Origin of the sequence: Citrobacter sp. MGH103 (genome assembly GCF_001034475.2) — a bacterium.
In the GTDB taxonomy this organism is placed as follows: Bacteria; Pseudomonadota; Gammaproteobacteria; order Enterobacterales; family Enterobacteriaceae; genus Citrobacter; species Citrobacter freundii.
On the sequence record NZ_CP073043.1, the window covers coordinates 1,287,310 to 1,312,944 of the forward strand.

27 protein-coding genes are annotated in these 25,635 nt (G+C 53.0%); 18 read left to right on the forward strand and 9 right to left on the reverse strand.

The window, feature by feature from the left end; translation table 11 throughout:
- Positions 1 to 82: 82 nt before the first annotated feature.
- The 3 genes from SK33_RS06130 to trxC form a co-directional block, all read right to left on the reverse strand.
- The gene (locus tag SK33_RS06130) at positions 83 to 2,743 is read right to left on the reverse strand and encodes a bifunctional acetate--CoA ligase family protein/GNAT family N-acetyltransferase (RefSeq protein ID WP_048218419.1); all 2,661 of its coding nucleotides are present in this window, start codon (positions 2,741 to 2,743) and stop codon (positions 83 to 85) included.
- A 36-nt stretch (positions 2,744 to 2,779) separates the two neighbouring features.
- The gene (gene tapT, locus SK33_RS06135) at positions 2,780 to 3,478 is read right to left on the reverse strand and encodes a tRNA-uridine aminocarboxypropyltransferase (RefSeq protein WP_003037557.1); all 699 of its coding nucleotides are present in this window, start codon (positions 3,476 to 3,478) and stop codon (positions 2,780 to 2,782) included.
- Between the two features lie 69 nt (positions 3,479 to 3,547).
- Positions 3,548 to 3,967 carry a thioredoxin TrxC gene (trxC, locus tag SK33_RS06140; RefSeq protein WP_003037559.1) on the reverse strand — a complete coding sequence of 140 codons (420 nt, stop codon included), beginning with the start codon at positions 3,965 to 3,967 and terminating at the stop codon, positions 3,548 to 3,550.
- A gap of 207 nt (positions 3,968 to 4,174) precedes the next feature.
- Between trxC and SK33_RS06145 the strand changes: the two genes are divergently transcribed.
- Positions 4,175 to 5,254: a tRNA/rRNA methyltransferase gene (locus SK33_RS06145; protein WP_048218418.1), complete on the forward strand. Its 1,080-nt coding sequence runs from the start codon at positions 4,175 to 4,177 to the stop codon at positions 5,252 to 5,254.
- Between the two features lie 33 nt (positions 5,255 to 5,287).
- On the opposite strand, the gene ung is transcribed toward SK33_RS06145, so the two are convergent.
- On the reverse strand, positions 5,288 to 5,977 hold the full coding sequence (gene ung / locus SK33_RS06150) for a uracil-DNA glycosylase (protein WP_003037561.1): 690 nt from the start codon (positions 5,975 to 5,977) through the stop codon (positions 5,288 to 5,290).
- Positions 5,978 to 6,294: 317 nt separating this feature from the next.
- Between ung and grcA the strand changes: the two genes are divergently transcribed.
- On the forward strand, positions 6,295 to 6,678 hold the full coding sequence (gene grcA, locus SK33_RS06155; protein ID WP_003037563.1) for an autonomous glycyl radical cofactor GrcA: 384 nt from the start codon (positions 6,295 to 6,297) through the stop codon (positions 6,676 to 6,678).
- Between the two features lie 79 nt (positions 6,679 to 6,757).
- Here grcA and eamB read toward each other — a convergent pair whose 3' ends face one another.
- On the reverse strand, positions 6,758 to 7,345 hold the full coding sequence (gene eamB, locus SK33_RS06160; RefSeq protein WP_032949823.1) for a cysteine/O-acetylserine transporter: 588 nt from the start codon (positions 7,343 to 7,345) through the stop codon (positions 6,758 to 6,760).
- Positions 7,346 to 7,447: 102 nt separating this feature from the next.
- On the opposite strand from eamB, the gene SK33_RS06165 reads away from it, so the two are divergent.
- Entirely contained in the window at positions 7,448 to 8,344 is an 897-nt protein-coding gene (locus tag SK33_RS06165) for a LysR family transcriptional regulator (RefSeq protein ID WP_086504434.1), read from the forward strand.
- Between the two features lie 17 nt (positions 8,345 to 8,361).
- Here the strand turns inward: SK33_RS06165 and srmB are convergent, their stop codons facing one another.
- Positions 8,362 to 9,690 (reverse strand): ATP-dependent RNA helicase SrmB, encoded by a 1,329-nt coding sequence (gene srmB / locus SK33_RS06170; RefSeq protein WP_003037569.1) that lies wholly within the window; start codon positions 9,688 to 9,690, stop codon positions 8,362 to 8,364.
- Between the two features lie 130 nt (positions 9,691 to 9,820).
- On the opposite strand from srmB, the gene trmN reads away from it, so the two are divergent.
- A complete protein-coding gene (gene trmN / locus SK33_RS06175) occupies positions 9,821 to 10,558 on the forward strand; it encodes a tRNA(1)(Val) (adenine(37)-N(6))-methyltransferase TrmN (RefSeq protein WP_044714660.1) in 738 nt (245 codons plus the stop codon).
- Here the strand turns inward: trmN and nadB are convergent.
- On the reverse strand, positions 10,543 to 12,165 hold the full coding sequence (gene nadB, locus SK33_RS06180; protein ID WP_003037572.1) for an L-aspartate oxidase: 1,623 nt from the start codon (positions 12,163 to 12,165) through the stop codon (positions 10,543 to 10,545). The genes trmN and nadB overlap by 16 nt on opposite strands.
- A gap of 305 nt (positions 12,166 to 12,470) precedes the next feature.
- Between nadB and rseD the strand changes: the two genes are divergently transcribed.
- From rseD to acpS, 12 genes are all read left to right on the forward strand, one after another.
- Positions 12,471 to 12,593, forward strand: a complete 123-nt coding sequence (gene rseD / locus SK33_RS06185; protein ID WP_223306697.1) for a rpoE leader peptide RseD — start codon at positions 12,471 to 12,473, stop codon at positions 12,591 to 12,593.
- The gene (gene rpoE / locus SK33_RS06190) at positions 12,590 to 13,165 is read left to right on the forward strand and encodes an RNA polymerase sigma factor RpoE (RefSeq protein WP_003037573.1); all 576 of its coding nucleotides are present in this window, start codon (positions 12,590 to 12,592) and stop codon (positions 13,163 to 13,165) included. Before rseD ends, rpoE begins: the two co-directional genes overlap by 4 nt.
- A gap of 31 nt (positions 13,166 to 13,196) precedes the next feature.
- Positions 13,197 to 13,847, forward strand: a complete 651-nt coding sequence (gene rseA, locus SK33_RS06195; RefSeq protein ID WP_003037574.1) for an anti-sigma-E factor RseA — start codon at positions 13,197 to 13,199, stop codon at positions 13,845 to 13,847.
- Positions 13,847 to 14,803: a sigma-E factor regulatory protein RseB gene (gene rseB / locus SK33_RS06200; protein WP_003037575.1), complete on the forward strand. Its 957-nt coding sequence runs from the start codon at positions 13,847 to 13,849 to the stop codon at positions 14,801 to 14,803. The genes rseA and rseB overlap by 1 nt, the downstream gene beginning before the upstream one ends.
- On the forward strand, positions 14,800 to 15,264 hold the full coding sequence (gene rseC, locus SK33_RS06205; RefSeq protein WP_003037576.1) for a SoxR-reducing system protein RseC: 465 nt from the start codon (positions 14,800 to 14,802) through the stop codon (positions 15,262 to 15,264). Before rseB ends, rseC begins: the two co-directional genes overlap by 4 nt.
- Positions 15,265 to 15,534: 270 nt before the next feature.
- Entirely contained in the window at positions 15,535 to 17,334 is a 1,800-nt protein-coding gene (lepA, locus tag SK33_RS06210) for a translation elongation factor 4 (protein ID WP_003037577.1), read from the forward strand.
- Positions 17,335 to 17,349: 15 nt separating this feature from the next.
- On the forward strand, positions 17,350 to 18,324 hold the full coding sequence (gene lepB, locus SK33_RS06215; protein WP_003037578.1) for a signal peptidase I: 975 nt from the start codon (positions 17,350 to 17,352) through the stop codon (positions 18,322 to 18,324).
- Between the two features lie 269 nt (positions 18,325 to 18,593).
- The gene (gene rnc, locus SK33_RS06220; protein ID WP_003037579.1) at positions 18,594 to 19,274 is read left to right on the forward strand and encodes a ribonuclease III; all 681 of its coding nucleotides are present in this window, start codon (positions 18,594 to 18,596) and stop codon (positions 19,272 to 19,274) included.
- On the forward strand, positions 19,271 to 20,176 hold the full coding sequence (gene era / locus SK33_RS06225) for a GTPase Era (RefSeq protein ID WP_003037581.1): 906 nt from the start codon (positions 19,271 to 19,273) through the stop codon (positions 20,174 to 20,176). Before rnc ends, era begins: the two co-directional genes overlap by 4 nt.
- Positions 20,177 to 20,203: 27 nt before the next feature.
- On the forward strand, positions 20,204 to 20,932 hold the full coding sequence (recO, locus tag SK33_RS06230; protein ID WP_003037583.1) for a DNA repair protein RecO: 729 nt from the start codon (positions 20,204 to 20,206) through the stop codon (positions 20,930 to 20,932).
- An 11-nt stretch (positions 20,933 to 20,943) separates the two neighbouring features.
- Positions 20,944 to 21,675 carry a pyridoxine 5'-phosphate synthase gene (pdxJ, locus tag SK33_RS06235; RefSeq protein ID WP_003037585.1) on the forward strand — a complete coding sequence of 244 codons (732 nt, stop codon included), beginning with the start codon at positions 20,944 to 20,946 and terminating at the stop codon, positions 21,673 to 21,675.
- Positions 21,675 to 22,055: a holo-ACP synthase gene (gene acpS, locus SK33_RS06240; protein WP_003037588.1), complete on the forward strand. Its 381-nt coding sequence runs from the start codon at positions 21,675 to 21,677 to the stop codon at positions 22,053 to 22,055. The genes pdxJ and acpS overlap by 1 nt, the downstream gene beginning before the upstream one ends.
- Before the next feature lie 29 nt (positions 22,056 to 22,084).
- On the opposite strand, the gene SK33_RS06245 is transcribed toward acpS, so the two are convergent.
- Both SK33_RS06245 and SK33_RS06250 read right to left on the reverse strand, forming a co-directional pair.
- A complete protein-coding gene (locus SK33_RS06245; protein ID WP_003037590.1) occupies positions 22,085 to 22,345 on the reverse strand; it encodes a YfhL family 4Fe-4S dicluster ferredoxin in 261 nt (86 codons plus the stop codon).
- Between the two features lie 55 nt (positions 22,346 to 22,400).
- The gene (locus SK33_RS06250; protein ID WP_048218417.1) at positions 22,401 to 23,249 is read right to left on the reverse strand and encodes a MurR/RpiR family transcriptional regulator; all 849 of its coding nucleotides are present in this window, start codon (positions 23,247 to 23,249) and stop codon (positions 22,401 to 22,403) included.
- Between the two features lie 117 nt (positions 23,250 to 23,366).
- Here SK33_RS06250 and murQ point away from each other — a divergent pair, with 117 nt between their 5' ends.
- Together murQ and SK33_RS06260 are read left to right on the forward strand one after the other, a co-directional pair.
- Positions 23,367 to 24,260, forward strand: a complete 894-nt coding sequence (murQ, locus tag SK33_RS06255; RefSeq protein ID WP_003037596.1) for an N-acetylmuramic acid 6-phosphate etherase — start codon at positions 23,367 to 23,369, stop codon at positions 24,258 to 24,260.
- Between the two features lie 9 nt (positions 24,261 to 24,269).
- A complete protein-coding gene (locus SK33_RS06260; protein ID WP_048218416.1) occupies positions 24,270 to 25,634 on the forward strand; it encodes a PTS transporter subunit EIIC in 1,365 nt (454 codons plus the stop codon).
- The last annotated feature ends 1 nt before the right edge of the window (position 25,635 follow it).

Here is a 25,635-nt window from a genome sequence, read left to right on the forward strand (position 1 = left end):
TCCTCTGTGCTATGCAGACGACATAAGCGGGCAATGATACCACCAGTACCCATTAATGTGGTCAACATTTCCAGTACCTTACTCACGATTCCTCACATTGGGCCAGATTAAGCGTTAGCCCAACAATTCCCTCTTCGAGCTGGACGTCAACAACAAACCCGAGTTTTCGGGCCAGGGCGACCATCCCACGATTGTTTGGCATCGTAATACCATTCAAACGTATAAGTCCGTGATCTCGGGTATATGCAATTAATTTTTCCATCAATCGGCGACCCAGTCCAAGCCCTTTGAGATCGGAACGAACAAGTACGGCAAACTCAGCATCTACGTTATCAGGATCCGAGATTGCTCGCGTTACGCCGAGGATCTCTTCGTGATTATCTTTACAACGCACTGCAACAAAAGCCATTTCCCGATCGTAGTCGATCTGCGTCATATTGGCTAAATCTTCGTGGGTAAATTCATTGATCTCACTGAAATAGCGATAATAAAGATCTTCTTTTGTCACTTGAGAAATGAACTGCTGTAGATGAGGTTCATCCTCCGGTAAAATGGGGCGGAACAGACAGTGCTCGCCGTTCTTCAACTCCACCCACTCTTCAAGCTGATGGGGGTAGGGACGTACAGCCAGCCTGCTTTCGTTATCTCCCGTGAAAGGGGTAATATCCAGCGTAACGTCCAGCGCGGTAAATTCTTCGGCGGAGGCCAGCAGCGGATGAATATCCAGACGCTGAATTTCCGGGCAGTCGACGATCAGGTTGGAGACCTGCACCAGAAGTTGGCTCAACCCGGCGATATCCAGCGGACGTAGTGCGCTGCGAGCGCGGATCTTTTTATTTTTGATCCCCTGGATCACCAGATAACGCGCCAGATTCATGTTCAATGGCGGCAAGGCCACCACGGCTTGCTCTTCCGGCCGCCACTCAACGCCACCTTCACCCAGCATAATCAACGGACCAAATACCGGGTCGTGTTCAACGACGACGCGAAGCTCTTGAGCACCAGCGCGATTCGCCATACTTTGTACTAATAAACCGTGAATGCGTGCCTGCGGCCAGGCCATTTTTACCCGATCGAAAATTGCATTGGCAGCCTGCTGCACTTCTGTTGCTGTACGCAGGTAGAGCATTACCCCCTGAACTTCCGACTTATGCGGGATATCAGGAGAACGCAGCTTGAGCGCCACCGGGTAGCCGATTTGCTCCGCGATATGTACGGCCTCTGCGCTGTCGCTGGCGATCCATGTCGGCAGTGTATGTAAGCCATAGGCCTGTAAAATAGGCTGAACTTCATGAGTATCCAGTGACGTTGCGCCTTCTGCAATCGCCTGTTGTAACAGATTATGCGCTTCGGCGGTGTTGGTGGTCAGATTGTCGGGTAGCGCTGGCGTTTCACGCAGTTGCTTCTGGTTACGCCGGTACTCCACCATATGCATAAATGCAGTGATAGTGCCTTCAGGCGTGCGGTAGGTTGGTAACCCGGCTTCGCTAAACAGTCTGCGGGCTTCCTGAGAGGAAAACTCTCCGCACCAGTTGGTCAGCAACGAGACGAATTTTCCTCGGGGATGATGCTTTACCGCTTCAATCAATGCCTGTGCGCTTTCGGTTCCGGGAGCGGCTGCGCTGGGTGAATGAATCACCATCAACGCGTCGAAATCCTGGCTGGCGAGCAAAATATCCAGCGTCTTAACGTAGTGTTCGCTGCTGGCGTCATCACGCAGATCCAGTGGGTTGGCGATATCAACATGTTCAGGCAATGCATCGCGTAATTTCTGGCAGGTGTCTTCACTCAACGTCGCCAACTTGCCATTTTTTGACCACAGTTCATCTAATGCCAGTGCGGCAGGCGCGGCCCCATTGCTGATGATCATCAGCCTGTCGCCACGTAGTGGACGCATGTGGCTCAAGGTTTCGACTGCTGAGAACAGCTCGTGAGTGTCTTGTACGCGCAGTAAACCGGCGCGCTGAATAGCTGCATCCCACGCAGGGTCCATCCCGGCGCTGGTATGCAGTAAACGCTGCGCTGCAGGGCTGCGACCGCTCTTAATCACCAGAATAGGTTTATTGCGCGAGGCGCTACGGGCGGCGGAAACAAAGCGCCGGGCATCACTTAAATGTTCGAGATACAGCAATATCGCGCTGGTTTTACTGTCGCGTGCCAGGTAATCCAGTAGCTCATCAACGTCGATATCCAGGCTATCCCCCAGCGCGATAAAGTAAGAAAAGCCCATTTCTCTCTGCTGTGCCCAGTCGAGTATGGTATTGGACACGGCGGCGGATTGAGAGATGAAAGCCAGCTTGCCGCGCTTAATCGGGACGGGGGAAAAGCTGGCGTTAAGTCCTTGCCAGGGTGCGAGAAGTCCCAGGCTGTTGGGACCCAGAAGACGTATGTTGTAGCGTGATGCGCAGGCCAGCAGCTCCGCGTGCTGCGCCGAGGGTGCTGAGAGAATAATGCAGGTTTTACAACCTTTCTCGCCAAGTGCTTCGAGTAATGCCAGGTTACGGCTGGCATTGGTGCACAACACGGCGAGATCGGGGCTAAAAGGCAGGCTGTTGATATTGGGCCACGCCAGTACGCCCAACACCGCTTTCCATGCGGGCGTCACCGGTAAAACAGGTCCATTGAAACCGCCAGCAAGCAGGTTACGCATCATCAGGTAACCTGCGCGATTAGGCTTCATTGACGCCCCAATCACCGCAATGGATTTCGGTCGCAATAGTGCTTCCAGACCACGCTGACTCATATCGGCTTCCTTAATGACACCAGTGACCGAATGATTTTAAACGTTTTCTGATAAATCTGCTGTGACGCTTCCCTGATGTTGAGTTTTTCCTGCCAGGTAGCGGGTTTTAAAGCGAGTAAAATGATCGCTTAACCCTTCTGCGGCTTGCGTATCTCCCGCCAGATCCAACAAGGCGATGGCCACCTCGGCTGTGCAATATTGCCCTTCGGCGTGAACGCCACGCAGGTGGTAAGCAGAAAGGCGTGATAAATCAACAGAGATCACCGGCAGGTTATCGAGGTACGGGCTTTTGCGGAACATTTTACGCGCCTCAGGCCAGGTGCCGTCGAGCATGATAAACAATGGGGGCTTACCGGCTGGTGGCGTGAAAATCACTTCACGCTCTTCACCCGCATAGGAGGCCGGGAATACAACCATCGGCTGGTAATCCGGATTTTTTACCAGTTCCAGCAGCGCCTGCGGTGGCTCGGTGCGTGACCACTGAAAAGCCGTGGTATCGGGCAGAATATCAGCAATTAAACGCCCCGTGTTGCTGGGCTTCATCGGCTCGGTGTCAAACATCACCAGACAAAAGCGACTTTTTGCCTCAGAGGGCGCCAGAGTTGCGCACAAGCAGAGCTTCTGCGGCAGCAGGCAGCGTTGACAGCGGCGAACGCGATTACCTCGGGCAAGGAAAGGACGCGTGGCGCGCGCGAGGCGCTCAGCGCGTAACTGAAGAACAGCGTTATCGGTCATGGGGAAACACGTTGAAAAACGCTATTGTCGCAGAGGTGAAAACGGGGCACAAGATGCGCCCCGTAGAGATTATAATGATTCGTTAAGCCAGCTATCAAACGGGGCTTTTGGTACAGCGCCGTTAAGCATGTCGACGATTTCACCTTTTCTGAAGATCATGATGGTCGGAATGCTGCGGATACCGAAACGGGCGCTGAGTTCACGCTCGGCTTCCGTATTCACTTTAACAAAACGCACTTTGCCGCTACGCTCTTCCGCGACATCTTCAAAAATCGGGGCGAAGTTACGACATGGACCACACCAGGGGGCCCAAAAGTCAACGACAACCGGGAGATCGTCTTTTAACAGTTTATCCAGTGTCTCACCGGTCGCATTGATCACCTCCCCATCAAACAGGTCGTGACCACAGCGTCCGCATTTAGCCGCTTCCTGGACACGATCGTCAGGGATGCGGTTGATAGCCTGGCAGCTGGTACAAACGGTATTCATAACTAACCTCTGGATGAGTGGAGTGGACTTCACGGCATAAACGCCAGTATGTTTCTATTATGTTACATATTATCGGAGAGTCTGTTCTAAACAACAATGCGTTTTATTCAATGAGTACAATAGTCCTTAGCTTTTAAATGAAATAATGGCTAACGACGTGCACATCGGGTAATCTGCGCGCTTCGCGCAGAGCAGGTGGAGAAAAACATGAGCGACGAACTGAAGAACAAAAACGGCAAGGTCAAAGTGATGTACGTCCGCAGTGACGATGACTCGGATAAACGTACCCAAAATCCACGTACTGGCAAAGGCGGCGGTCGCCCCGGTACTTCCCGAGCCGAAGGCGGTCGTCGCCCTGCCCGTGATGAACGAAAGGGTCCCAACAGCGAACGTGGTCGTGAACGCGGGCGTGACCGCGATGTAGAACGCGACCGCAGACGTGAAGATTCACCGTGGCGTACCGTTTCCCGCGCACCGAATGATGACGCAGCGGATAAAGCCGATCACGGCGGTATTAGCGGTAAGAGCTTTATCGATCCTGAAGTATTACGCCGTCAGCGCGCGGAAGAAACCCGCGTTTATGGTGAGAATGCCTGTCAGGCTCTGTTCCAGAGTCGTCCGGACGCTATCGTCCGCGCCTGGTTTGTTCAGAGCGTAACCCCGCGTTTTAAAGAAGCATTACGCTGGATGGCGGCAAACCGCAAAGCCTATCACGTGGTTGACGAAGCCGAGCTGGCGAAAGCCTCTGGCACTGAACACCACGGTGGCGTCTGTTTCCTGATCAAAAAACGTAACGGTACTACCGTTAAGCAGTGGGTCGGTCAGGCAGGGGCACAGGATTGCGTGCTGGCACTGGAAGATATCGCTAACCCGCATAACCTGGGCGGTATGATGCGTAGCTGCGCGCACTTCGGTGTGAAAGGCGTGGTGGTTCAGGATGCGGCGCTGCTGGAATCGGGGGCGGCTATCCGTACCGCTGAAGGTGGAGCAGAGCATGTTCAGCCGATTACCGGTGACAGCATTGTCGATGTGTTGGACGATTTCCGTAACGCGGGTTACACGGTAGTGATGACCTCAAGCGTGAAAGGTAAACCGCTGTTTACTACCGCGCTGCCGGAAAAAATGGTGCTGGTATTAGGGCGTGAGCGTGAAGCTCTGCCAGAAGCAGCATGTTCAGCCGACGACCTGTGTGTGGCGATTGACGGTACCGGCAAGGTAGAAACGCTCAATGTTTCTGTCGCGACCGGCGTGTTGCTCGCGGAGTGGTGGCGTCAGAACAAAGCCTGATAATAAAAATGCCAGCGAATCGCTGGCATTTTTTTACTCGCTTTCTGCGGGTAATACCGGCATCCAGTCAATCGGTTTTTCACCTCGTTGTTCCAGCCATTCATTAGCCAGTACAAAGTGATTGCAACCAAAGAAACCGCGATGCGCAGAGAGCGGTGATGGGTGTGGCGCTTTCAACACATGGTGACGCTGCGCATCAATAATCGCGCCTTTCTTCTGTGCGTGAGAACCCCAGAGCAGGAAAACCACGCCTTCCCGATGTTGGTTAATCAGGCTGATGACTTTATCGGTAAAGGTTTCCCATCCAAGGCTGGCGTGAGAATGTGCCTGACCGGCGCGAACGGTGAGTACGGTGTTGAGTAACAGTACCCCCTGGCGTGCCCAGCTTTCCAGATATCCGTGCGTGGGGCGGGTGAAGCCGGGAATTGTTGCTTCCAGCTCTTTGTACATGTTCAGCAACGAAGGCGGAGTGGCAATGCCGGGGCGGACAGAGAACGCGAGACCGTGTGCCTGGCCTGGGCCGTGGTAAGGATCCTGACCCAGGATGACAACTTTCACGTCACCAAGCTCGGTAAAACGAAACGCGTTAAACACATCTTTTTGCGGCGGATAAATTGTCATTCCTGACTGACGCTCGCCGGCAACAGTATGCAGTGTGTTAACAAAATAAGGCTGCTGTTTTTCTTCAGCCAGCACATCGTGCCAGGTTAATTCGGTGGCCATCTCGCTCTCCTGCGAATTTTCAATCCCCCTAGCTTAACTGCTTCTTTCGACGTCGCAAAATTCTGTACGTTTCTCAATGGTCTACCCCTTAAAGATAGTTGAAAATTTATGTAAAAAGTTTAGCTATGTACACGGCGTAAGTTGATGTAAAACAATAAAATCTATCTATCACCACTTTTCATGTGTGGTTTTTATTGATTTAAATCAAAGATTCAAGGGTGTGTGAGGGGTATATATACACTCAAGCAACAATGGTTTTACCAATTGGCCGTATGACGGCCAACCGAGATCAAATAATTTTGCCGGGGAGGCATCAAATGATTACAGGTATCCAGATTACTAAAGCTGCAAACGACGACCTGCTGAACTCTTTCTGGCTGCTGGACAGCGAAAAAGGCGAAGCACGCTGCATCGTTGCGAAAGCAGGTTTCAATGCTGATGAAGTCGTTGCTGTCAGCAAACTGGGCGAAATCGAATACCGTGAAGTACCGGTAGACGTACAGCCGGAAGTCCGCGTGGAAGGTGGTCAGCACCTGAACGTGAACGTTCTGCGTCGCGAAACGCTGGAGGATGCAGTTAAGCATCCGGAAAAATATCCGCAGTTGACCATCCGTGTTTCTGGTTATGCAGTGCGTTTCAACTCTCTGACCCCAGAACAGCAGCGCGACGTTATTGCTCGTACCTTTACTGAGAGCCTGTAAGGCTCACGGGGAATAGCCCCGTTTAGCAAAGAATCAAAAAGCGGAAGATGCCAGTGTGTCTTCCGCTTTTTTGCATCCGTTAGTAAAAGATCCTTACCGCGCAATACACCAACAGCAGCGCCAGAATGATATTCAACTGCCGGCCGTAACGGCGAAAAACGCGCTGAAAAAGATGGCCCGCCAGCGCCCAGCAGGCATTTCCGAAGGTGCCGATCAGCGCCAACAGAATACTCACCCCAATCAGCCAGTGCGCGTCCTGAGTGTACGGTAATACAAACGTGGATAACGCAGTAATGCCGTACAAAATGATTTTGACGTTAACAAACTGCAAGCCAAAACTCGCCCAGAAGCTAATCGGCTCTGACAGCAAACCATCGTTTGTAGCCGGGCTGGTGGCGATCTTCAGCGCCAGCCACAGGATATAAGCTGCCCCAGCCCAACTGAGCCAATGGATAATGGCAGGATCCATAACCGCCAGTGAAAATGAAATCCCGGCGCACATCAGCATGACGATTAAAAAGCCCAAACTCATTCCGGCCAGTACGCGCGTACTCTGACGAAAACCGTGTGATGTCGCGGCACTGAGCGCAAGGATGTTGTTTGGTCCGGGGGTTAGCGCGGTAATCAATGTATAGGTCCAGAATGCACTTAAAAGGGTAGGGGTCACTTGTTATCTCCTCTGTTTTGGTAGACAGTACCCGAGACAAAACATTTAAAAAAATGAATGTTTTTGCATTCTGAATTCGATATTTTCGATGGGTTAGTGCGAATGGATTTACGTCGGTTTATTACGTTAAAAACAGTGGTGGAAGAGGGCTCATTCCTGCGGGCATCACAAAAACTGTGTTGTACGCAATCAACAGTTACCTTTCATATTCAACAGCTTGAGCAAGAACTTTCGGTGCAGTTGTTTGAAAAAATTGGACGCCGGATGTGTCTCACCAGTGAGGGAAAACGGCTGATGCCGCATATCCATGACCTGACGCGCGTGATGGCATCGATTCGACAGTCAGCACATCAGGATGCGCAGCCGAGCGGCGAGCTACGTGTCGCGACGGGCGAAACGCTGCTGGCGTATAAAATGCCGCAGGTTTTACAGCGATTTAAACAACGTGCGCCCCATGTGCGGTTGTCTTTGCAGTCACTCAATTGTTATGTCATTCGCGATGCGTTGCTCAGTGATGAGGTCGATCTGGGGGTGTTTTATCGGGTGGGTAATGACGATGCCCTTGAGTTGATGCCGCTTGGCGATCAGTCACTGGCATTAGTTGCTTCGCCGCTGCTCCAGCACGTTGATTTTACTCAATATAACCAGCACATTCCCTGCAGTTTTATCATTAATGAGCCGCAATGTATTTTCAGACAGCGCTTCGAGGGGCTACTGCGTAAACGACAGATTACGCTGGAAAATACCATTGAACTATGGAGCATTGAAAGCATTAAGCAGTGCGTATCGGCAAATCTTGGGGTCAGCTTTTTGCCGCGTTTTGCCGTTGAGAAGGAGCTACGTTCTGGGGAATTGATTGAATTACCGTACAGTGAACAACCTGAGTTAATTACGGCATTGTGTGGTTATCATGCCGGAAAAGTCGTTAGTCCGGCGATGCGGGTGTTTCTTGAGTGTATTGAAGAGAGTTTTGCATCACGTGAAAAAATGCCGGGCTAAACGGCCCGGCATTCGGTTTACTCTTTGTCGGACTGCTGGGTAGCAGCTCCGCTCGGCTTACGACGTTTGCCGATATTTTTTGCATCGCGGTGACGTTTTTTCACCCGCGGTTTCTCTTTCTCTTTCGCTTTTTTCTCGGCGCGCTTCGCCAGCACTTTCTTGGATGGTTTACCGTTGGATTTCTCACTTGGCGCGCGCGTGGTTGGACGCAGTTCGTCGATGACGCGTGCTTTCAGCGGTTCGTCAATATAGCGGCTCGCTTTGCCGAGAAGCAGATGGTCGTGCGCTTCAACCAAAGAGATCGCAGTACCTTTACGACCTGCGCGACCGGTACGGCCAATGCGGTGCAGATAGGCATCACCACTGCGCGGCATGTCGAAGTTAAACACATGGCTGACGTCAGGAATATCGATCCCGCGAGCGGCAACGTCGGTGGCTACCAGCACGTTCACGCGGCCATCGGTCAGGCGTTTGATCGCTTCATTGCGTTTGTTCTGCACCATCTCGCCTTCGAGATAGCAGTTGTTAATGCCCGCCTGGCGCAGCCAGCCTGCCAGCTCGTGCACACGCTCGCGTTTACGTACGAAGACAATCGAGCGGGTCGCTTCCGGCTGTTTTAACAGATGGATCAACAGCGCAGTTTTGTGCTCGATGTCATCGGCACGGTAGTAAAACTGATGGATCTTCTTGCGTTCGCGGGTGGACGGATCCGCTGAGACTTCGACCGGATCTTCCAACAGACGCTCGGCAAAATCTTTAATCGCATCGCCTTCCAGCGTGGCGGAGAACAGCATGGTTTGCTTACGCCAGCGGGTTTCACCGGCGATATGTTCGATGTCCTGGGCAAAACCCATGTCCAGCATACGATCTGCTTCATCGAGAATTAGCGTCTCAACCGCATGGCAGTCGAAGTTTTCTTCTTTAATGTATTGCAGCAGACGACCCGTGGTGGCAACCACGATGTCCTGGTTTTCGCTAAAGACTTCCATGTGGTTCATGTAAGCCACGCCGCCGGTAATGGTCGCGATATCCAGATGCGTATTTTTCGCCAGCTCACGGGCGTGTTCAGCAACCTGCATCGCCAGTTCGCGCGTTGGCGTCAGGATTAAAATGCGCGGCGGACCAGATTTCTTGCGTGGGAAGTCGAGCAGGTGCTGCAACGCTGGCAGCAAATATGCCGCCGTTTTACCGGTGCCTGTCGGCGCAGAACCGAGTACATCACGGCCATCGAGCGCAGGCGGAATGGCGGCAGCCTGAATGGCGGTCGGGCGAGTGAAACCTTTTTCCTGGAGGGCATCCAGAAGGCTTTCATCGAGTTCAAGTTCGGAAAAAGTCGTTACAGTCATGTTCTACCTCTGAGTGGGGCGCTGATTATAGACGTTACGGCTGCAATCTTCATCTGTTTGTATGGATATACCTTCTCAGGTATTGTTTTTATCCTATGTTATCGTTTTTTTTCCAGGAAGGTTGTTCTTCATGCCCCAGTCTACATCCGTACTGAAACGTAATGGATTTACTTTTAAGCAGTTTTTTGTGGCACACGATCGCTGTGCAATGAAAGTCGGAACGGACGGTATTTTATTGGGGGCCTGGGCCCCCGTTGCGGGCGTAAAGCGGATCCTGGATATTGGTACCGGGAGCGGCCTGTTGGCGCTGATGCTGGCTCAGCGCACTGATGAAAACGTCATCATTGACGCCGTGGAGCTTGATGTCGACGCCGCGCAGCAGGCGCAGGAGAACATCGCGCAATCTCCGTGGATGCATCGCGTGAGTGTTCATACAGAAGATGCGCAACAGTGGATACCGCGTCAGACCGTGCGTTTTGATTTGATAATCAGCAATCCTCCCTATTATGAACAGGGCGTGGAATGCGCTACACCGCAGCGCGAGCAGGCCCGCTATACCACCTCGCTCGATCACCAGGCGTTGCTTACGTTGGCGGCGGACAGCATTACGGAAGACGGTTTTTTTTGTGTGGTGCTACCGGAGCAGATTGGTAACGCATTTACTCAGCAGGCGCTTAGCATGGGCTGGCATCTGCGATTGCGCACGGATGTAGCAGAAACCGAGGCCCGTCTACCGCATCGGGTATTGCTGGCATTCTCCCCGCAGGCCGGGGAGTGCTTTAGCGACAGGCTGGTGATCCGTGGGCCAGACCAACGTTACTCTGAAGGTTATACGGCGCTGACCCAGGCGTTCTATCTGTTTATGTGATGACTGAGCGGCGAGAGAATTGACGGGCCCGCCTCTGGAAGCTGTTCTGGATAATCCAGCGTGTAGTGCAGGCCCCGACTCTCTTTGCGCATCATCGCGCAGCGGACAATCAGCTCGGCAACCTGCACCAGATTGCGCAGCTCCAGTAGGTTGTTCGACACACGGAAATGGGCGTAATACTCGTCGATTTCCTGTTGCAGCATGGTGATACGACGCAGGGCGCGTTCCAGACGTTTAGTGGTGCGCACAATACCGACGTAATCCCACATGAACAGCCGCAGCTCATGCCAGTTATGCTGGATAACAACCAATTCATCTGGATTTTCTACCCGGCTTTCATCCCAGCCCGGGAGCGTGCTGACGCCGCGTGCATAAGGCATACGCCTGTCGATATCTTCAGCCGCGGACCAACCGTAAACCAGACACTCCAGCAATGAGTTCGATGCCATCCGGTTGGCGCCATGCAGGCCGGTGTAACTCACTTCGCCGATCGCATACAGCCCATCGACATCGGTACGGCCAAAGTCATCAACCATCACGCCGCCGCAGGTATAGTGCGCGGCAGGCACGATGGGAACAGGTTCTTTGGTTAGATCAATGCCCAGTCCCAGCAACTTTTCATAAATCATCGGAAAATGCTGACGAACAAATTCTTCCGGTTTATGACTGATATCGAGGAACATGCAATCTGCACCCAGGCGCTTCATTTCATGATCAATGGCGCGGGCGACAATATCGCGGGGAGCCAGTTCGCCACGCTCGTCAAAATCGGGCATAAAGCGTGAACCGTCCGGGCGTTTCAGGTGCGCGCCTTCGCCGCGCAGCGCTTCGGTCAGCAGAAAATTGCGCGCCTGCGGATGATACAGCGCTGTTGGGTGAAACTGGTTAAACTCCAGGTTGGCGACGCGGCATCCCGCACGCCAGGCCATTGCAATTCCGTCACCCGAGGAAATATCCGGATTGGTGGTGTATTGATACACCTTTGACGCGCCGCCAGTGGCCAGCACTACCGACTTAGCATGGCAGGTTTCTACGGCTTCTTTATTACGATTCCAGATCCAGGCACCGACAACCCGACGCGTTCCCGGCAGACCGATTTTATCGGAGACAATCAGATCGACAGCATTACTGCGCTCGAGAACCCGGATGTTGGGATGATTTTGTGCCTGGCTGACGAGGGTGGTTTCGACTTCTTTGCCGGTAGCATCCGCAGCGTGCAGGATACGTCGATGGCTGTGACCGCCTTCACGGGTCAGGTGATAGCTCTCTTCACCGTTAGGCTGAACCTGCGTATCAAATAAGACGCCCTGATCGATAAGCCATTGAACGCAGGTACGGGCATTGCTGGCGACAAATTCAACCGCATGGCGATCGCACAACCCGGCCCCGGCAATCAGCGTATCTTCAACGTGGGAGTCGATACTGTCGGTTTCATCGAAAACCGCGGCAATACCGCCCTGGGCATAAAATGTCGAGCCTTCGCTGACCGGCCCTTTGCTCAGGACAATAACCTGATGTTTTTCAGCCAGGCGCAGCGCCAGTGAGAGTCCGGCAGCCCCGCTGCCAATGATCAGCACGTCACAGGATAATTCAGGAGTCGTATTCATGATTTTTGTTTAATTTACTAAACAGTGTTTGGTCACCATAGCACCACATTGCGCGATACTGCACGTTTTATTTTAAAACGTGTTGCAATGACTAAACATGAAAGAAAAACATGATGAGGGTGAAATAGGCAAAAATATTTTGTGAAGCAGGCCGTTAGCATCAGATTATGTGATGAAATAAAGTGCCCGTTGGGTTACTCTGCAAGCGGTGAAATGGGCATTTCTGTACAGATAGTGCGTTGATCGGGTTATGTAGACTTATAATGAGAGATAAGACCTGTCTACAACATGACAAACAAAAAACAATGCGTAACGGAACTTTACGAAACTTGAGCACTCTAAGCATTTGCTTGCTCATAGTGAAGCTGATGGAGTGGCGTTTCGAAGGCGCGTGGAAATTTGGTTTGGGGAGACTTTACCTCGGATGAGCGAGCAGTTAACGGACCAGGTCCTGGTAGAACGGGTCCAGAAGGGAGATCAGAAAGCCTTTAACCTACTGGTAGTACGCTATCAGCATAAGGTGGCGAGTCTGGTTTCTCGCTATGTACCGTCGGGTGATGTACCCGATGTAGTACAAGAAGCATTTATCAAAGCCTATCGTGCGCTGGACTCGTTCCGGGGGGATAGTGCTTTTTATACCTGGCTGTATCGTATTGCGGTCAATACAGCGAAGAATTACCTGGTCGCTCAGGGGCGTCGTCCACCTTCCAGTGATATAGATGCGATTGAAGCAGAAAATTACGAAAGTGGCGGTGCGCTGAAAGAAATTTCGAACCCTGAGAACTTAATGTTGTCAGAAGAACTGAGACAGATAGTTTTCCGAACTATTGAGTCCCTCCCGGAAGATTTACGCATGGCAATAACCTTGCGGGAGCTGGATGGCCTGAGCTATGAAGAGATAGCCGCTATCATGGATTGTCCGGTGGGTACGGTGCGTTCACGTATCTTCCGAGCGAGGGAAGCTATTGATAATAAAGTTCAACCGCTTATCAGGCGTTGACGATAGCGGGATACTGGAAAAGGTATTAGGCATGCAGAAAGAAAAACTTTCCGCTTTAATGGATGGCGAAACGCTGGATACTGAGTTGCTCAAAGAGCTGGCTCACGACCCGGAAATGCAAAAAACCTGGGAGAGTTATCACCTGATTCGCGATTCCATGCGAGGTGATACTGCCGACGTTCTCCATTTCGATATTTCCGCCCGCGTAATGGCCGCCATCCAGGATGAGCCGGTACGTCAGACGGCGCCATTGATTCCTGAGGCCCAGCCAGCACCGCACCAGTGGCAGAAAATGCCGTTCTGGAAGAAAATGCGTCCGTGGGCCGCGCAGCTTACTCAAATGGGTGTGGCCGCGTGTGTATCACTTGCAGTTATTGTTGGCGTCCAGCACTATAATGGTCAATCTGAAACGTCCCAGCAGCCCGAAACGCCGGTATTTAATACATTACCGATGATGGGTAAAGCCAGTCCGGTAAGCCTGGGTGTACCTTCTGATGCGACGGCCAGCGGCGGTCAACAACAGCAGGTACAGGAGCAGCGTCGTCGTATTAATGCCATGTTGCAGGATTACGAACTGCAACGTCGACTGCACTCTGAACAGCTTCAGTTTGAGCAGGCCCAGACACAGCAAGCCGCTGTGCAGGTGCCAGGAATTCAAACTTTAGGAACGCAATCGCAGTAATGAAGCAACTTTGGTTTGCCATGTCACTTGTGGCTGGTAGCCTGTTCTTCTCTGTCAACGCCTCGGCCAATCCTGCGTCCGGGGCGTTGTTGCAGCAGATGAATCTGGCCAGCCAGTCGCTCACCTATGAGCTGTCATTTGTCAGCATCAATAAGCAGGGTGTTGAATCCCTACGTTATCGCCATGCCCGCCAGGATAACCGTCCGCTCGCGCAACTGTTGCAAATGGATGGTCCGCGCCGGGAAGTGGTGCAACGTGGCAACGAAATCAGCTATTTTGAGCCAGGTCTCGAACCGTTCACGCTGAACGGCGACTATATCGTTGACTCACTGCCCTCCCTGATTTACACCGACTTCAAACGTCTTGCTCCCTACTATGATTTTATCTCAGTAGGCCGCACCCGTATTGCCGACAGGCTCTGTGAAGTGATCCGCGTTGTGGCGCGTGACGGCACCCGTTACAGCTATATCGTTTGGATGGACACTGAGACCAAGCTGCCAATGCGTGTTGATCTTCTTGACCGTGATGGCGAAACGCTGGAACAGTTCCGCGTCATCGCGTTTACTGTTAACAACGGTGTCAGCGACAGCATGCAGACGCTGGCGAAAGCCAATCTGCCGCCGTTGCTGTCAGTTCCTGCGGGTGAGAAAACCAACTTCAACTGGAGTCCGTCGTGGTTGCCGCAAGGCTTCAGCGAGGTGTCCAGCAGTCGACGTCCGCTGCCGACGATGGATAACATGCCGATCGAATCACGGCTTTATTCCGATGGTCTGTTCAGTTTCTCCGTGAACGTAAACCGCGCGACGCAAAACAGCGCCGATCAGCTGCTGCGCACTGGACGCCGCACGGTTAGCACCAGCGTGCGAGATAATGCCGAAATCACTATTGTCGGTGAGCTTCCGCCGCAAACGGCGAAGCGTATCGCGGACAATATTAAGTTCAGGGCAGCACAATGATTAAAGAGTGGGCGACGGTCGTCTCCTGGCAAAATGGTCTGGCGACGGTCAGCTGTGATGTTAAAGCATCATGTAGCAGCTGTGCTTCCCGGGCCGGATGCGGGAGCCGCGTGCTGAACAAACTGGGACCACAGACCACACACACCATCGTGGTGCCCTGCGACGAACCCTTGACCCCTGGTCAAAAAGTTGAACTGGGCATTGCCGAAGGTAGCCTGCTCGGTTCGGCGATGCTGGTCTACATGTCTCCGTTGGCGGGACTGTTTCTTTTCGCGGCGCTATTCCAGGTGCTGTTTGGTTCCGATCTTGCGGCATTAAGCGGAGCAGTGCTGGGGGGCGTGGGCGGATTCCTGATTGCTCGTGGATACTCTCGTAAGCTTGCTGAACGCGAAGCCTGGCAGCCGGTCATTCTGAACGTTGCTCTCCCACCCGATCTTATTCGCGTCGAAACCCAGCAGTGATATCTTTGCCTGATGGCACTGCGCTTATCAGGCCTACAGCGTCCTCAGATGCAGGCGTAGGCCGGATAAGGCGTTTATGTCGCCATCCGACAAAAGTTTCATCGACTTTGCAAAGTTGTTTCCAGTTCCCGCTATCCTTGCTCTATGAACATTTCCTCGCCTCAGCGTTGTAGTGTAGAATGCGGCGTTTCACTTAAACAGACGTTAAGCTCAGAACAGCGACTTCTCAGAGCCTGCTCAGGCGGGCGTAAGGCACAATAATTACACTATATGAAGAACATACGTAACTTTTCAATCATAGCTCACATCGACCACGGTAAATCGACGCTGTCTGACCGTATTATCCAGATCTGCGGTGGCCTGTCTGACCGTGAAATGGAAGCGCAGGTTCTCGACTCGATGGATCTTGAGCGTGAGCGCGGTATTACTATCAAAGCGCAGAGCGTGACGCTCGATTTCAAAGCATCTGATGGTGAAACCTATCAGCTTAACTTTATCGACACCCCGGGCCACGTTGACTTCTCGTATGAAGTTTCCCGTTCGCTTGCCGCCTGTGAAGGTGCACTGCTGGTGGTTGATGCCGGGCAGGGCGTAGAAGCACAGACCCTGGCTAACTGCTATACCGCCATGGAAATGGATCTGGAAGTGGTGCCGGTTCTGAACAAAATCGACCTGCCGGCCGCCGATCCTGAACGCGTAGCGGAAGAGATCGAAGATATCGTCGGTATCGATGCGACAGATGCCGTTCGCTGCTCGGCGAAAACCGGCGTTGGCGTCACTGACGTTCTTGAACGTCTGGTACGCGACATTCCGCCGCCGGAAGGTGATCCGGAAGGCCCATTACAGGCGCTGATCATCGACTCCTGGTTCGACAACTACCTTGGCGTGGTGTCGCTGGTGCGTATTAAAAACGGCACCATGCGTAAAGGCGACAAAATTAAAGTAATGAGCACCGGTCAGGTCTATAACGCCGACCGCCTGGGGATCTTCACGCCAAAACAGGTTGACCGTACCGAGCTGAAATGCGGCGAGGTAGGTTGGTTGGTTTGTGCGATTAAAGACATCCTCGGCGCGCCGGTTGGCGATACCCTGACGCAGGCGCGTAACCCGGCAGACAAACCGCTGCCAGGCTTTAAAAAAGTGAAGCCACAGGTTTACGCCGGTCTGTTCCCGGTGAGCTCTGACGACTATGAAAACTTCCGTGACGCGCTTGGCAAGCTGAGCCTGAACGACGCCTCCCTGTTCTACGAACCGGAAAGCTCTACCGCGCTGGGCTTCGGCTTCCGTTGTGGCTTCCTTGGTCTGCTGCACATGGAGATCATCCAGGAACGTCTGGAGCGTGAATACGATCTGGATCTGATCACTACCGCGCCGACCGTAGTCTACGAAGTCGAAACCACGGCGAAAGAGACTATCTACGTCGATAGTCCGTCCAAGCTGCCGCCGCTGAACAACATCTACGAACTGCGTGAGCCGATCGCTGAGTGTCACATGCTGCTGCCGCAGGCTTACCTTGGCAACGTCATCACCCTGTGTATCGAGAAGCGTGGCGTCCAGACGAACATGGTTTACCACGGTAACCAGGTGGCGCTGACCTATGAAATCCCGATGGCGGAAGTAGTACTCGATTTCTTCGACCGTCTGAAGTCGACCTCTCGCGGCTATGCGTCGCTGGACTATAACTTCAAACGCTTCCAGGCGTCTGACATGGTGCGTGTTGATGTCCTTATCAACAACGAACGTGTCGATGCGCTGGCGCTGATTACTCACCGCGACAACTCCCAGAGCCGTGGCCGCGAACTGGTTGAGAAGATGAAAGATCTAATCCCTCGCCAGCAGTTTGATATCGCGATCCAGGCGGCCATTGGTACGCACATCATCGCGCGTTCAACCGTGAAGCAGCTGCGTAAAAACGTTCTGGCGAAATGCTACGGCGGTGATATCAGCCGTAAGAAAAAGCTGCTGCAAAAACAGAAAGAGGGTAAAAAGCGCATGAAGCAGATCGGTAACGTCGAACTGCCGCAGGAAGCGTTCCTCGCCATTCTGCATGTCGGTAAAGACAGCAAATAATCTTAAGGAGTTGGCATGGCGAACATGTTTGCCCTGATTCTGGTGATTGCCACACTGGTGACGGGCATTTTATGGTGCGTAGATAAATTCATCTTCGCACCAAAACGCCGGGAGCGTCAGGCAGCAGCGCAAGCTGCTGCAGGTGATTCACTGGATAAAGCAACGCTGAAAAAAGTATCCCCTAAGCCGGGCTGGCTGGAAACCGGGGCATCTGTTTTCCCGGTACTGGCGATTGTGCTGGTGGTACGTTCATTTATTTATGAGCCGTTCCAGATCCCGTCAGGTTCGATGATGCCGACGCTGCTTATCGGTGACTTTATCCTGGTGGAGAAATTCGCCTACGGGATTAAAGATCCGATTTACCAGAAAACGCTGATCGAAACCGGCCATCCGAAACGCGGTGATATCGTGGTGTTTAAATACCCGGAAGATCCGCGCCTGGACTACATTAAACGTGCTGTCGGTTTACCGGGAGACAAAGTAACGTACGATCCAGTGGCGAAAGAAGTGACCATTCAGCCAGGATGCCGTTCCGGTCAGGCGTGTGAAAACGCGCTGCCGGTAACGTATTCGGATGTTCAGCCAAGTGATTTCGTACAGACCTTTGCGCGCCGTAACGGTGGGGAAGCGACCAGTGGCTTCTTTGAAGTTCCGCTGAACGAAACGAAAGAGAACGGTATTCGTCTCTCTGAGCGTAAAGAAACGCTGGGTGAGGTCACGCACCGCATTCTGACCGTGCCAATCGCGCAGGATCAGGTGGGAATGTATTACCGCCAGCCTGGTCAGCAACTGGCAACCTGGATCGTCCCGCCAGGGCACTACTTCATGATGGGTGATAACCGTGACAACAGTGCGGACAGCCGTTACTGGGGATTTGTGCCGGAAGCGAATCTGGTGGGTAAAGCGACCGCTATCTGGATGAGTTTCGATAAGCAAGAAGGTGAATGGCCGACCGGTGTGCGTTTAAGCCGTATTGGTGGCATTCACTAATCGCCGATAATCGTTCACGTTGTCGTCATTACGGCGGCAGCGTGAATTATTTCTCGGATAAATTCCCGCAGACTAACGACATCCCTTGTCGTTGTGTATAGAATATTCCCCCGAAGTTTTAGGTTGGCACCGACAGGTTGCCACGGCACACGAAACAGCGTTGGTTTGTATATAAAAGCATGCAGGCGAAGCCAGATGGCTCCGCAAAGTGCGTATATCAGGTCTGTTTCGTGTGCTGAATTGTTGACGCATTCATTTATTGGTATCGCATGAACCCCATCGTAATTAATCGGCTTCAACGGAAGCTGGGCTACACTTTTAATCATCAGGAGCTGTTGCAGCAGGCATTAACTCACCGGAGCGCCAGCAGCAAACATAACGAGCGTTTAGAATTTCTGGGCGACTCTATTTTGAGCTTTGTTATCGCTAATGCGCTGTATCACCGTTTCCCACGAGTGGACGAAGGTGACATGAGCCGCATGCGCGCAACGCTGGTTCGCGGCAATACGCTGGCTGAATTAGCCCGTGAGTTTGACCTCGGTGAATGTTTACGTTTGGGGCCTGGTGAGCTGAAAAGCGGCGGCTTCCGTCGTGAATCGATCCTGGCCGATACCGTTGAAGCCTTGATCGGTGGCGTCTTCCTCGACAGCGATATTCAAACCGTTGAGCAATTAATCCTGAACTGGTATCAAACTCGTCTGGATGAAATTAGCCCAGGCGACAAACAAAAAGATCCGAAAACGCGCCTGCAGGAATATTTGCAGGGTCGCCACCTGCCTCTGCCGTCTTATTTGGTGGTACAGGTCCGTGGTGAAGCACACGATCAAGAATTTACTATCCACTGCCAGGTCAGCGGCCTGAGTGAACCGGTGGTTGGCACAGGTTCGAGCCGTCGTAAGGCTGAGCAGGCTGCCGCCGAACAGGCGTTAAAAAAACTGGAGCTGGAATGAGCGAAGAGAAAACTTACTGCGGATTTATTGCCATCGTCGGTCGCCCGAACGTCGGCAAATCCACCCTGTTGAATAATCTGCTTGGGCAGAAGATTTCTATTACCTCACGTAAGGCTCAGACAACACGTCACCGTATTGTTGGCATCCATACTGAAGGCGCGTATCAGGCGATTTATGTTGATACCCCGGGCCTGCATATGGAAGAAAAACGAGCGATCAACCGCCTGATGAACAAAGCGGCGAGCAGCTCGATCGGTGATGTTGAACTGGTTATTTTCGTTGTGGAAGGCACCCGCTGGACGCCGGACGACGAAATGGTGCTCAACAAGCTGCGTGATGGCAAAGCCCCGGTTATTCTGGCTGTGAACAAAGTAGACAACGTTCAGGAAAAAGCCGATCTGCTGCCGCACCTGCAGTTCCTGGCAAGCCAGATGAACTTCCTTGATATCGTGCCGATTTCTGCCGAAACCGGCTTGAATGTCGATACCGTTGCGGGCATCGTGCGTAAGCATTTGCCGGAAGCTATTCATCACTTCCCGGAAGATTACATCACCGACCGTTCTCAGCGCTTTATGGCCTCTGAAATCATCCGTGAAAAGCTGATGCGTTTTCTGGGGGCTGAACTGCCGTACTCCGTTACTGTGGAAATTGAGCGTTTTATCTCCAATGAGCGCGGTGGTTACGATATTAACGGTCTGATCCTCGTTGAACGTGAAGGGCAGAAGAAGATGGTTATTGGCAACAAAGGGGCCAAGATCAAAACCATCGGCATCGAAGCGCGTAAAGACATGCAGGAGATGTTCGAAGCGCCGGTTCACCTCGAACTGTGGGTGAAGGTGAAATCCGGCTGGGCCGATGACGAACGCGCGCTGCGTAGCCTCGGTTACGGCGACGACGTCTAAACCCATCTTCTGAAAAACGGCGAGTATATGGAAGGATGGCAACGAGCCTTTGTCTTGCATAGTCGCCCCTGGAGCGAAACCAGTCTCGTGCTGGACGTCTTCACGGAAGAGTCGGGTCGCGTGCGCCTGGTGGCTAAAGGCGCACGTTCCAAACGTTCTAATCTCAAAGGCGCGCTCCAGCCTTTTACCCCGTTGTTGCTTCGCTTTGGTGGGCGTGGAGAGGTCAAAACCCTACGTAGTGCTGAAGCCGTTTCTCTGGCACTCCCTCTTAGCGGTATCACGCTGTACAGCGGCTTGTATATCAACGAGCTTGTCTCGCGCGTACTCGAGTACGAAACCCGCTTTTCTGAACTCTTTTTCGATTACCTGAACTGTATTCAGGCGCTGGCTGGTGCTACGGGTTCGCCAGAACCTGCATTGCGTCGCTTTGAGCTGGCCTTACTTGGACATCTGGGGTACGGCGTCGATTTTACCCACTGTGCGGGCAGCGGCGAGCCGGTAGACGACACCATGACCTATCGTTACCGGGAAGAAAAAGGGTTTATTGCCAGCGTCGTTATTGATAACAACACCTTTACCGGACGCCATCTCAAAGCACTTGAGTCGCGTGAATTTCCTGATGTCGATACGTTACGCGCCGCTAAACGCTTTACCCGCATGGCGTTAAAGCCGTATCTTGGTGGTAAGCCGTTAAAAAGCCGGGAACTGTTCCGGCAATTTATGCCAAAACGCGCAGTAAAAACAAATAATGATTAACGAGGATTGTCATGGCTGAATTACTGTTAGGCGTCAATATTGACCACATTGCCACGTTACGTAATGCACGCGGTACCGCATATCCGGACCCGGTTCAGGCAGCGTTTATCGTTGAACAGGCGGGCGCGGACGGTATTACCGTACATCTGCGTGAAGACCGTCGCCATATCACCGACCGTGACGTGCGTATTTTGCGCCAGACGCTGGATACGCGCATGAATCTGGAAATGGCAGTCACCGAAGAGATGCTGGCGATTGCCGTTGAGACTAAGCCGCATTTTTGCTGCCTGGTGCCGGAAAAACGTCAGGAAGTTACCACTGAAGGTGGTCTGGACGTCGCCGGTCAGCGTGACAAGATGCGCGATGCCTGCAAACGCCTGGCGGACGCAGGCATTCTGGTTTCGCTGTTTATCGATGCCGACGAAGAACAGATTAAGGCCGCTGCGGAAGTTGGCGCGCCGTTTATTGAAATTCACACCGGCTGTTACGCCGATGCGAAAACCGACGCAGAGCAGGCCAGCGAACTGGCGCGTATCGCCAAAGCGGCGACCTATGCTGTAAGCCTTGGCCTGAAGGTGAATGCGGGTCACGGTCTGACGTATCACAATGTTAAAGCTATCGCACGGATCCCGGAAATGCATGAGCTGAACATTGGCCATGCCATTATCGGGCGCGCGGTGATGAGCGGTCTGAAAGATGCCGTAGTCGAAATGAAGCGCCTGATGCTGGAAGCGCGTGGCTAATGGCGATTTTGGGATTAGGCACGGATATCGTGGAGATTGCCCGCATCGAAGCGGTAATTTCCCGTTCCGGCGACCGCCTGGCAAGACGTGTGCTCAGCGACAACGAATGGGCAATCTGGGAAACGCATCAGCAGCCGGTGCGTTTTCTGGCGAAGCGTTTTGCAGTCAAAGAGGCGGCAGCAAAAGCCTTTGGCACGGGTATTCGCAATGGGCTGGCGTTTAATCAGTTTGAAGTCTTTAATGACGAACTCGGTAAGCCGCGTCTGCGATTATGGGGAGAGGCGTTAAAACTGGCGGAAAAACTCGGCGTCGCGCATATGCATGTGACGCTGGCCGATGAGCGTCACTACGCCTGCGCCACGGTGATTATCGAGAGTTAGATTCTGCACGTTGCCGGATGGCGACGCGGTTAAAGTTTATCGGCGTGGTGCATCAGCACAAACTTATCCCACAACTGCTCTTCTGTTTCGACATGTGCCGGATCTTTCAAAATAGTATTGGGGATCGGGCACACCTTCTGGCAGGTTGGCGTGTCGTAATGGCCTACGCATTCCGTACACTTGTCGCTGTTAATCTCGTAAATGCTATCACCCATCGAAATCGCCTCATTCGGGCATTCGGGCTCGCACATATCGCAATTGATACACTTTTTAGTGATTAACAGGGCCATCAGGAAACTCTCAAAACATCACAAACCGGGCGGGCATTATACGCGCATTCTTTGCTCAGACCAGTTTTTTTACCAGAGCTTCGCTGTGACGAATGCGTTCCGGAGCATGCTCCAGATCCTGCTGCACCAGCGCCATAAACAGTAAATCAGTGAGCATCATTTGCGCATGAGTGGAGGAAATCGCTGCGCTGCGGGTGGCCTGCTCCTCGGCAATCGTGTACAGACAATGACTTGCCCGTTGCTGCAGGGCGTTCGGTGTAAATCCAGTGATGGCGAGGATTTTCGCGCCGGTGCGCAACGTTTCATCTGCAGCCAGGTTGAGCTCGCGGCGCTCTCCGGTATACGAAATGGCCAGCAGCAGATCGTTGGGCGAAAGGGCTTGCACCGTCGCCAGCAGGGCGTGCATATCGCGTTCCACCACCGCGTTAAAACCAATCTTCAGCAACTTCCAGGCAAAATTCTGTGCCACCAGACCCGATGCGCCAATCCCGGTCACGATAATGCGTCGGGCTGAACGCAGCATTGTGACGCTCTCCATCAGTTTCTCTTCGCTGTTGACGTCCAGCGTCGCATGCATCGCCGCCACGTTCTCCTGAATCAACTTTTCCCCCACCAGACGCATAGGATCGTCACCGCGAATCTGATTATGTACCGGAATGGAATGGGGGTTGGGATTGCTGGCCAGCGCTTCGCTGATCGCCAGTTTGAGTGCAGGAAATCCTTTAAAACCCATCTTTTGCGCGAACTTCACCACGCTGGACTGGCTGACGCCCGCCTCCGCGGCCAACTGCTGCGAACTGAGATGACGCGCAGTATCCGGCTGGGAAAGGAGATAATCTGCCAATTTTTTATCGCTTTGCGCGAGGTCCGGGTAACGCTGACGAATGCGAATTATACAGTTCATGCTGTCTCCTGGCGAAAACGTGATGGCGATTACAAAACAAAATTTCATTCGCCTGGATGAATATAATATTCCATTATGGCAGATTATTATGAATTAAAAATTCCTAAGGAACAAAAAATGAATCTCGGTGCATTAGTTTCAGAAACCCGCAATCCACAGACCATGGACCTGGATGCGCTCTCCACGCTGGAGTTGGTTCATCGTTTTAATCAACAGGATACGCTGGTAGCCGAAGCAGTAAAAGCAACTCTGCCTCAAGTTGCGTGTGCGGTTGATGCGGCAGCTAACGCACTAAAAGCAGGTGGTCGCATTATTTACATGGGAGCGGGGACCAGCGGGCGTCTCGGGGTACTGGATGCGTCTGAATGCCCACCGACCTTCGGCGTTCCACACGGTCTGGTGGTTGGATTGATTGCCGGGGGGCCGGGCGCGCTGCTGAAGGCGGTTGAGGGTGCGGAAGATAACCCACAGTTAGGTGAAGACGATCTGTGTGCGCTCAATCTTACCGCGCAGGATCTGGTGGTGGGGCTGGCAGCATCTGGTCGCACGCCGTATGTAATTGGTGGGCTGAAATATGCGCGTTCGGTGGGCTGTACGACGGTGGCTATTTCTTGCAATCCGGATTCCCCTATCGCGCATGAAGCGGATATTGCCATTTCTCCTGTAGTGGGGCCAGAGGCGCTGACCGGGTCAACACGACTGAAATCCGGCACCGCGCAAAAGCTGGTGCTCAATATGATCTCCACCGGAGCGATGGTGAAGTTCGGTAAGGTTTATCAGAACCTGATGGTGGACATGCAGGCAACCAACGTCAAACTGGTCGATCGGGCGTGCCGTATGGTGGTTGAAGCCACGGGAATTGCGCGTGAACAGGCGCAAGCGCTGCTAAAGCAGACTGATTTTGACGTTAAGCCAGCTATTTTAATGGCGCTCACCGGCCTTGACGCCGCTGCCGCCCGCGAAAAGCTTGCCGCTCACCAGGGTTTTTTACGCGCGGCGTTAGAACACTAAGAGGTGTATATGGATAAGACGGTGGTGCTGGCCAGCGATATTCTACTGGGCGTTGGCGGAGAGAAAAATATTCTGCGCCTGGAAAACTGTATGACCCGCGTCAGGGTTGAAGTTCAGGATGATGGACAGCTCGATATCCCTCGTCTCAGGCAACTGCCCGGTGTCAGCGGCTATGTGAAACAGGGCGCGCAGCACCAGATCATTGTCGGCCCCGGTAAGGCGGCCAAGGTGGTGGATGCTATGCGCTCTCTGATTGCCGATGGTGGCGAAGGCGCTGATAAGAATGATATCGAGCGCACGAAGTCAGAGGCCAAAGCGAAGTACAAAGCGCCCATGAGCGATGCGCTGCGTAAGCTGGCGAACGTCTTTATCCCGCTTATTCCGGCGTTTATCGCCTCCGGTTTGATTACCGGCATTATTAACATCCTTAAGCGACCGGATATCGTGGGGGATTTTGCGACCCACTATCCAAATATGCTTGGACTGATGGGAATATTTGGCAGCGCCGTGTTTGCCATTATGAACATCCTTGTCGGGGTGAATACTGCCAAAGTCTTCGGCGGTTCGCTGGCGATGGGGGGCGTGATGGCCGGTATTCTCTCCAGCCCGCAACTGGCGCAAATTACCTTGTTTGGCGAAGCGTTGCAGCCGGGGCGCGGCGGGGTAATCGCGGTGCTGCTGGTGGTGGCGTTGATGTGCTGGATCGAACGCAAATTCCGCGAGCTGTTGCCGGAATCGCTGGAGCTAATTCTCAACCCATTGCTGACCACCATTATTACCGGGGCTATCGCTATTGTGGCGCTGCAACCGCTTGGCGGCTGGATTTCTGAGTCTATTGCTCACGGTGCATCCTGGGCTATCGATCGCGGCGGTTTCCTGGTGGGAGCCGTGCTGGCTGGCACTTTCCTGCCGTTGGTGCTCACCGGACTTCATCAGGGATTGGTGCCGATCCACGTTGAACTGGTACAGGCGCATGGTTATAACGCGCTCTTTCCTATCCTGGCGATGGCCGGCGTCGGACAAATTGGTGCTTCCATTGCCGTACTGATGAAAACCCGTAACGCACGGCTTAAAAAAGTGATCAAAGGCGCGCTGCCGGTTGGACTGCTGGGCATTGGCGAGCCGCTGATTTTTGGCGTCACGCTGCCGTTAGGTAGACCGTTTATCGGTGCCTGCCTTGGCGGAGCGGTAGGCGGGGCGCTAATTAGCTACTGGAAAGTGGCGACGGTTATCACGTTTGGCATCTCCGGATTACCGCTGGCACTGACGATTGTTGCCGGAAAAGTGATGTTCTATCTGTTAGGCTATTTGGTAGCAGTTATCGCCGGGTTCCTGTTTACCTGGCTATTGGGGTTCAACGATCCAGAGGACTAAG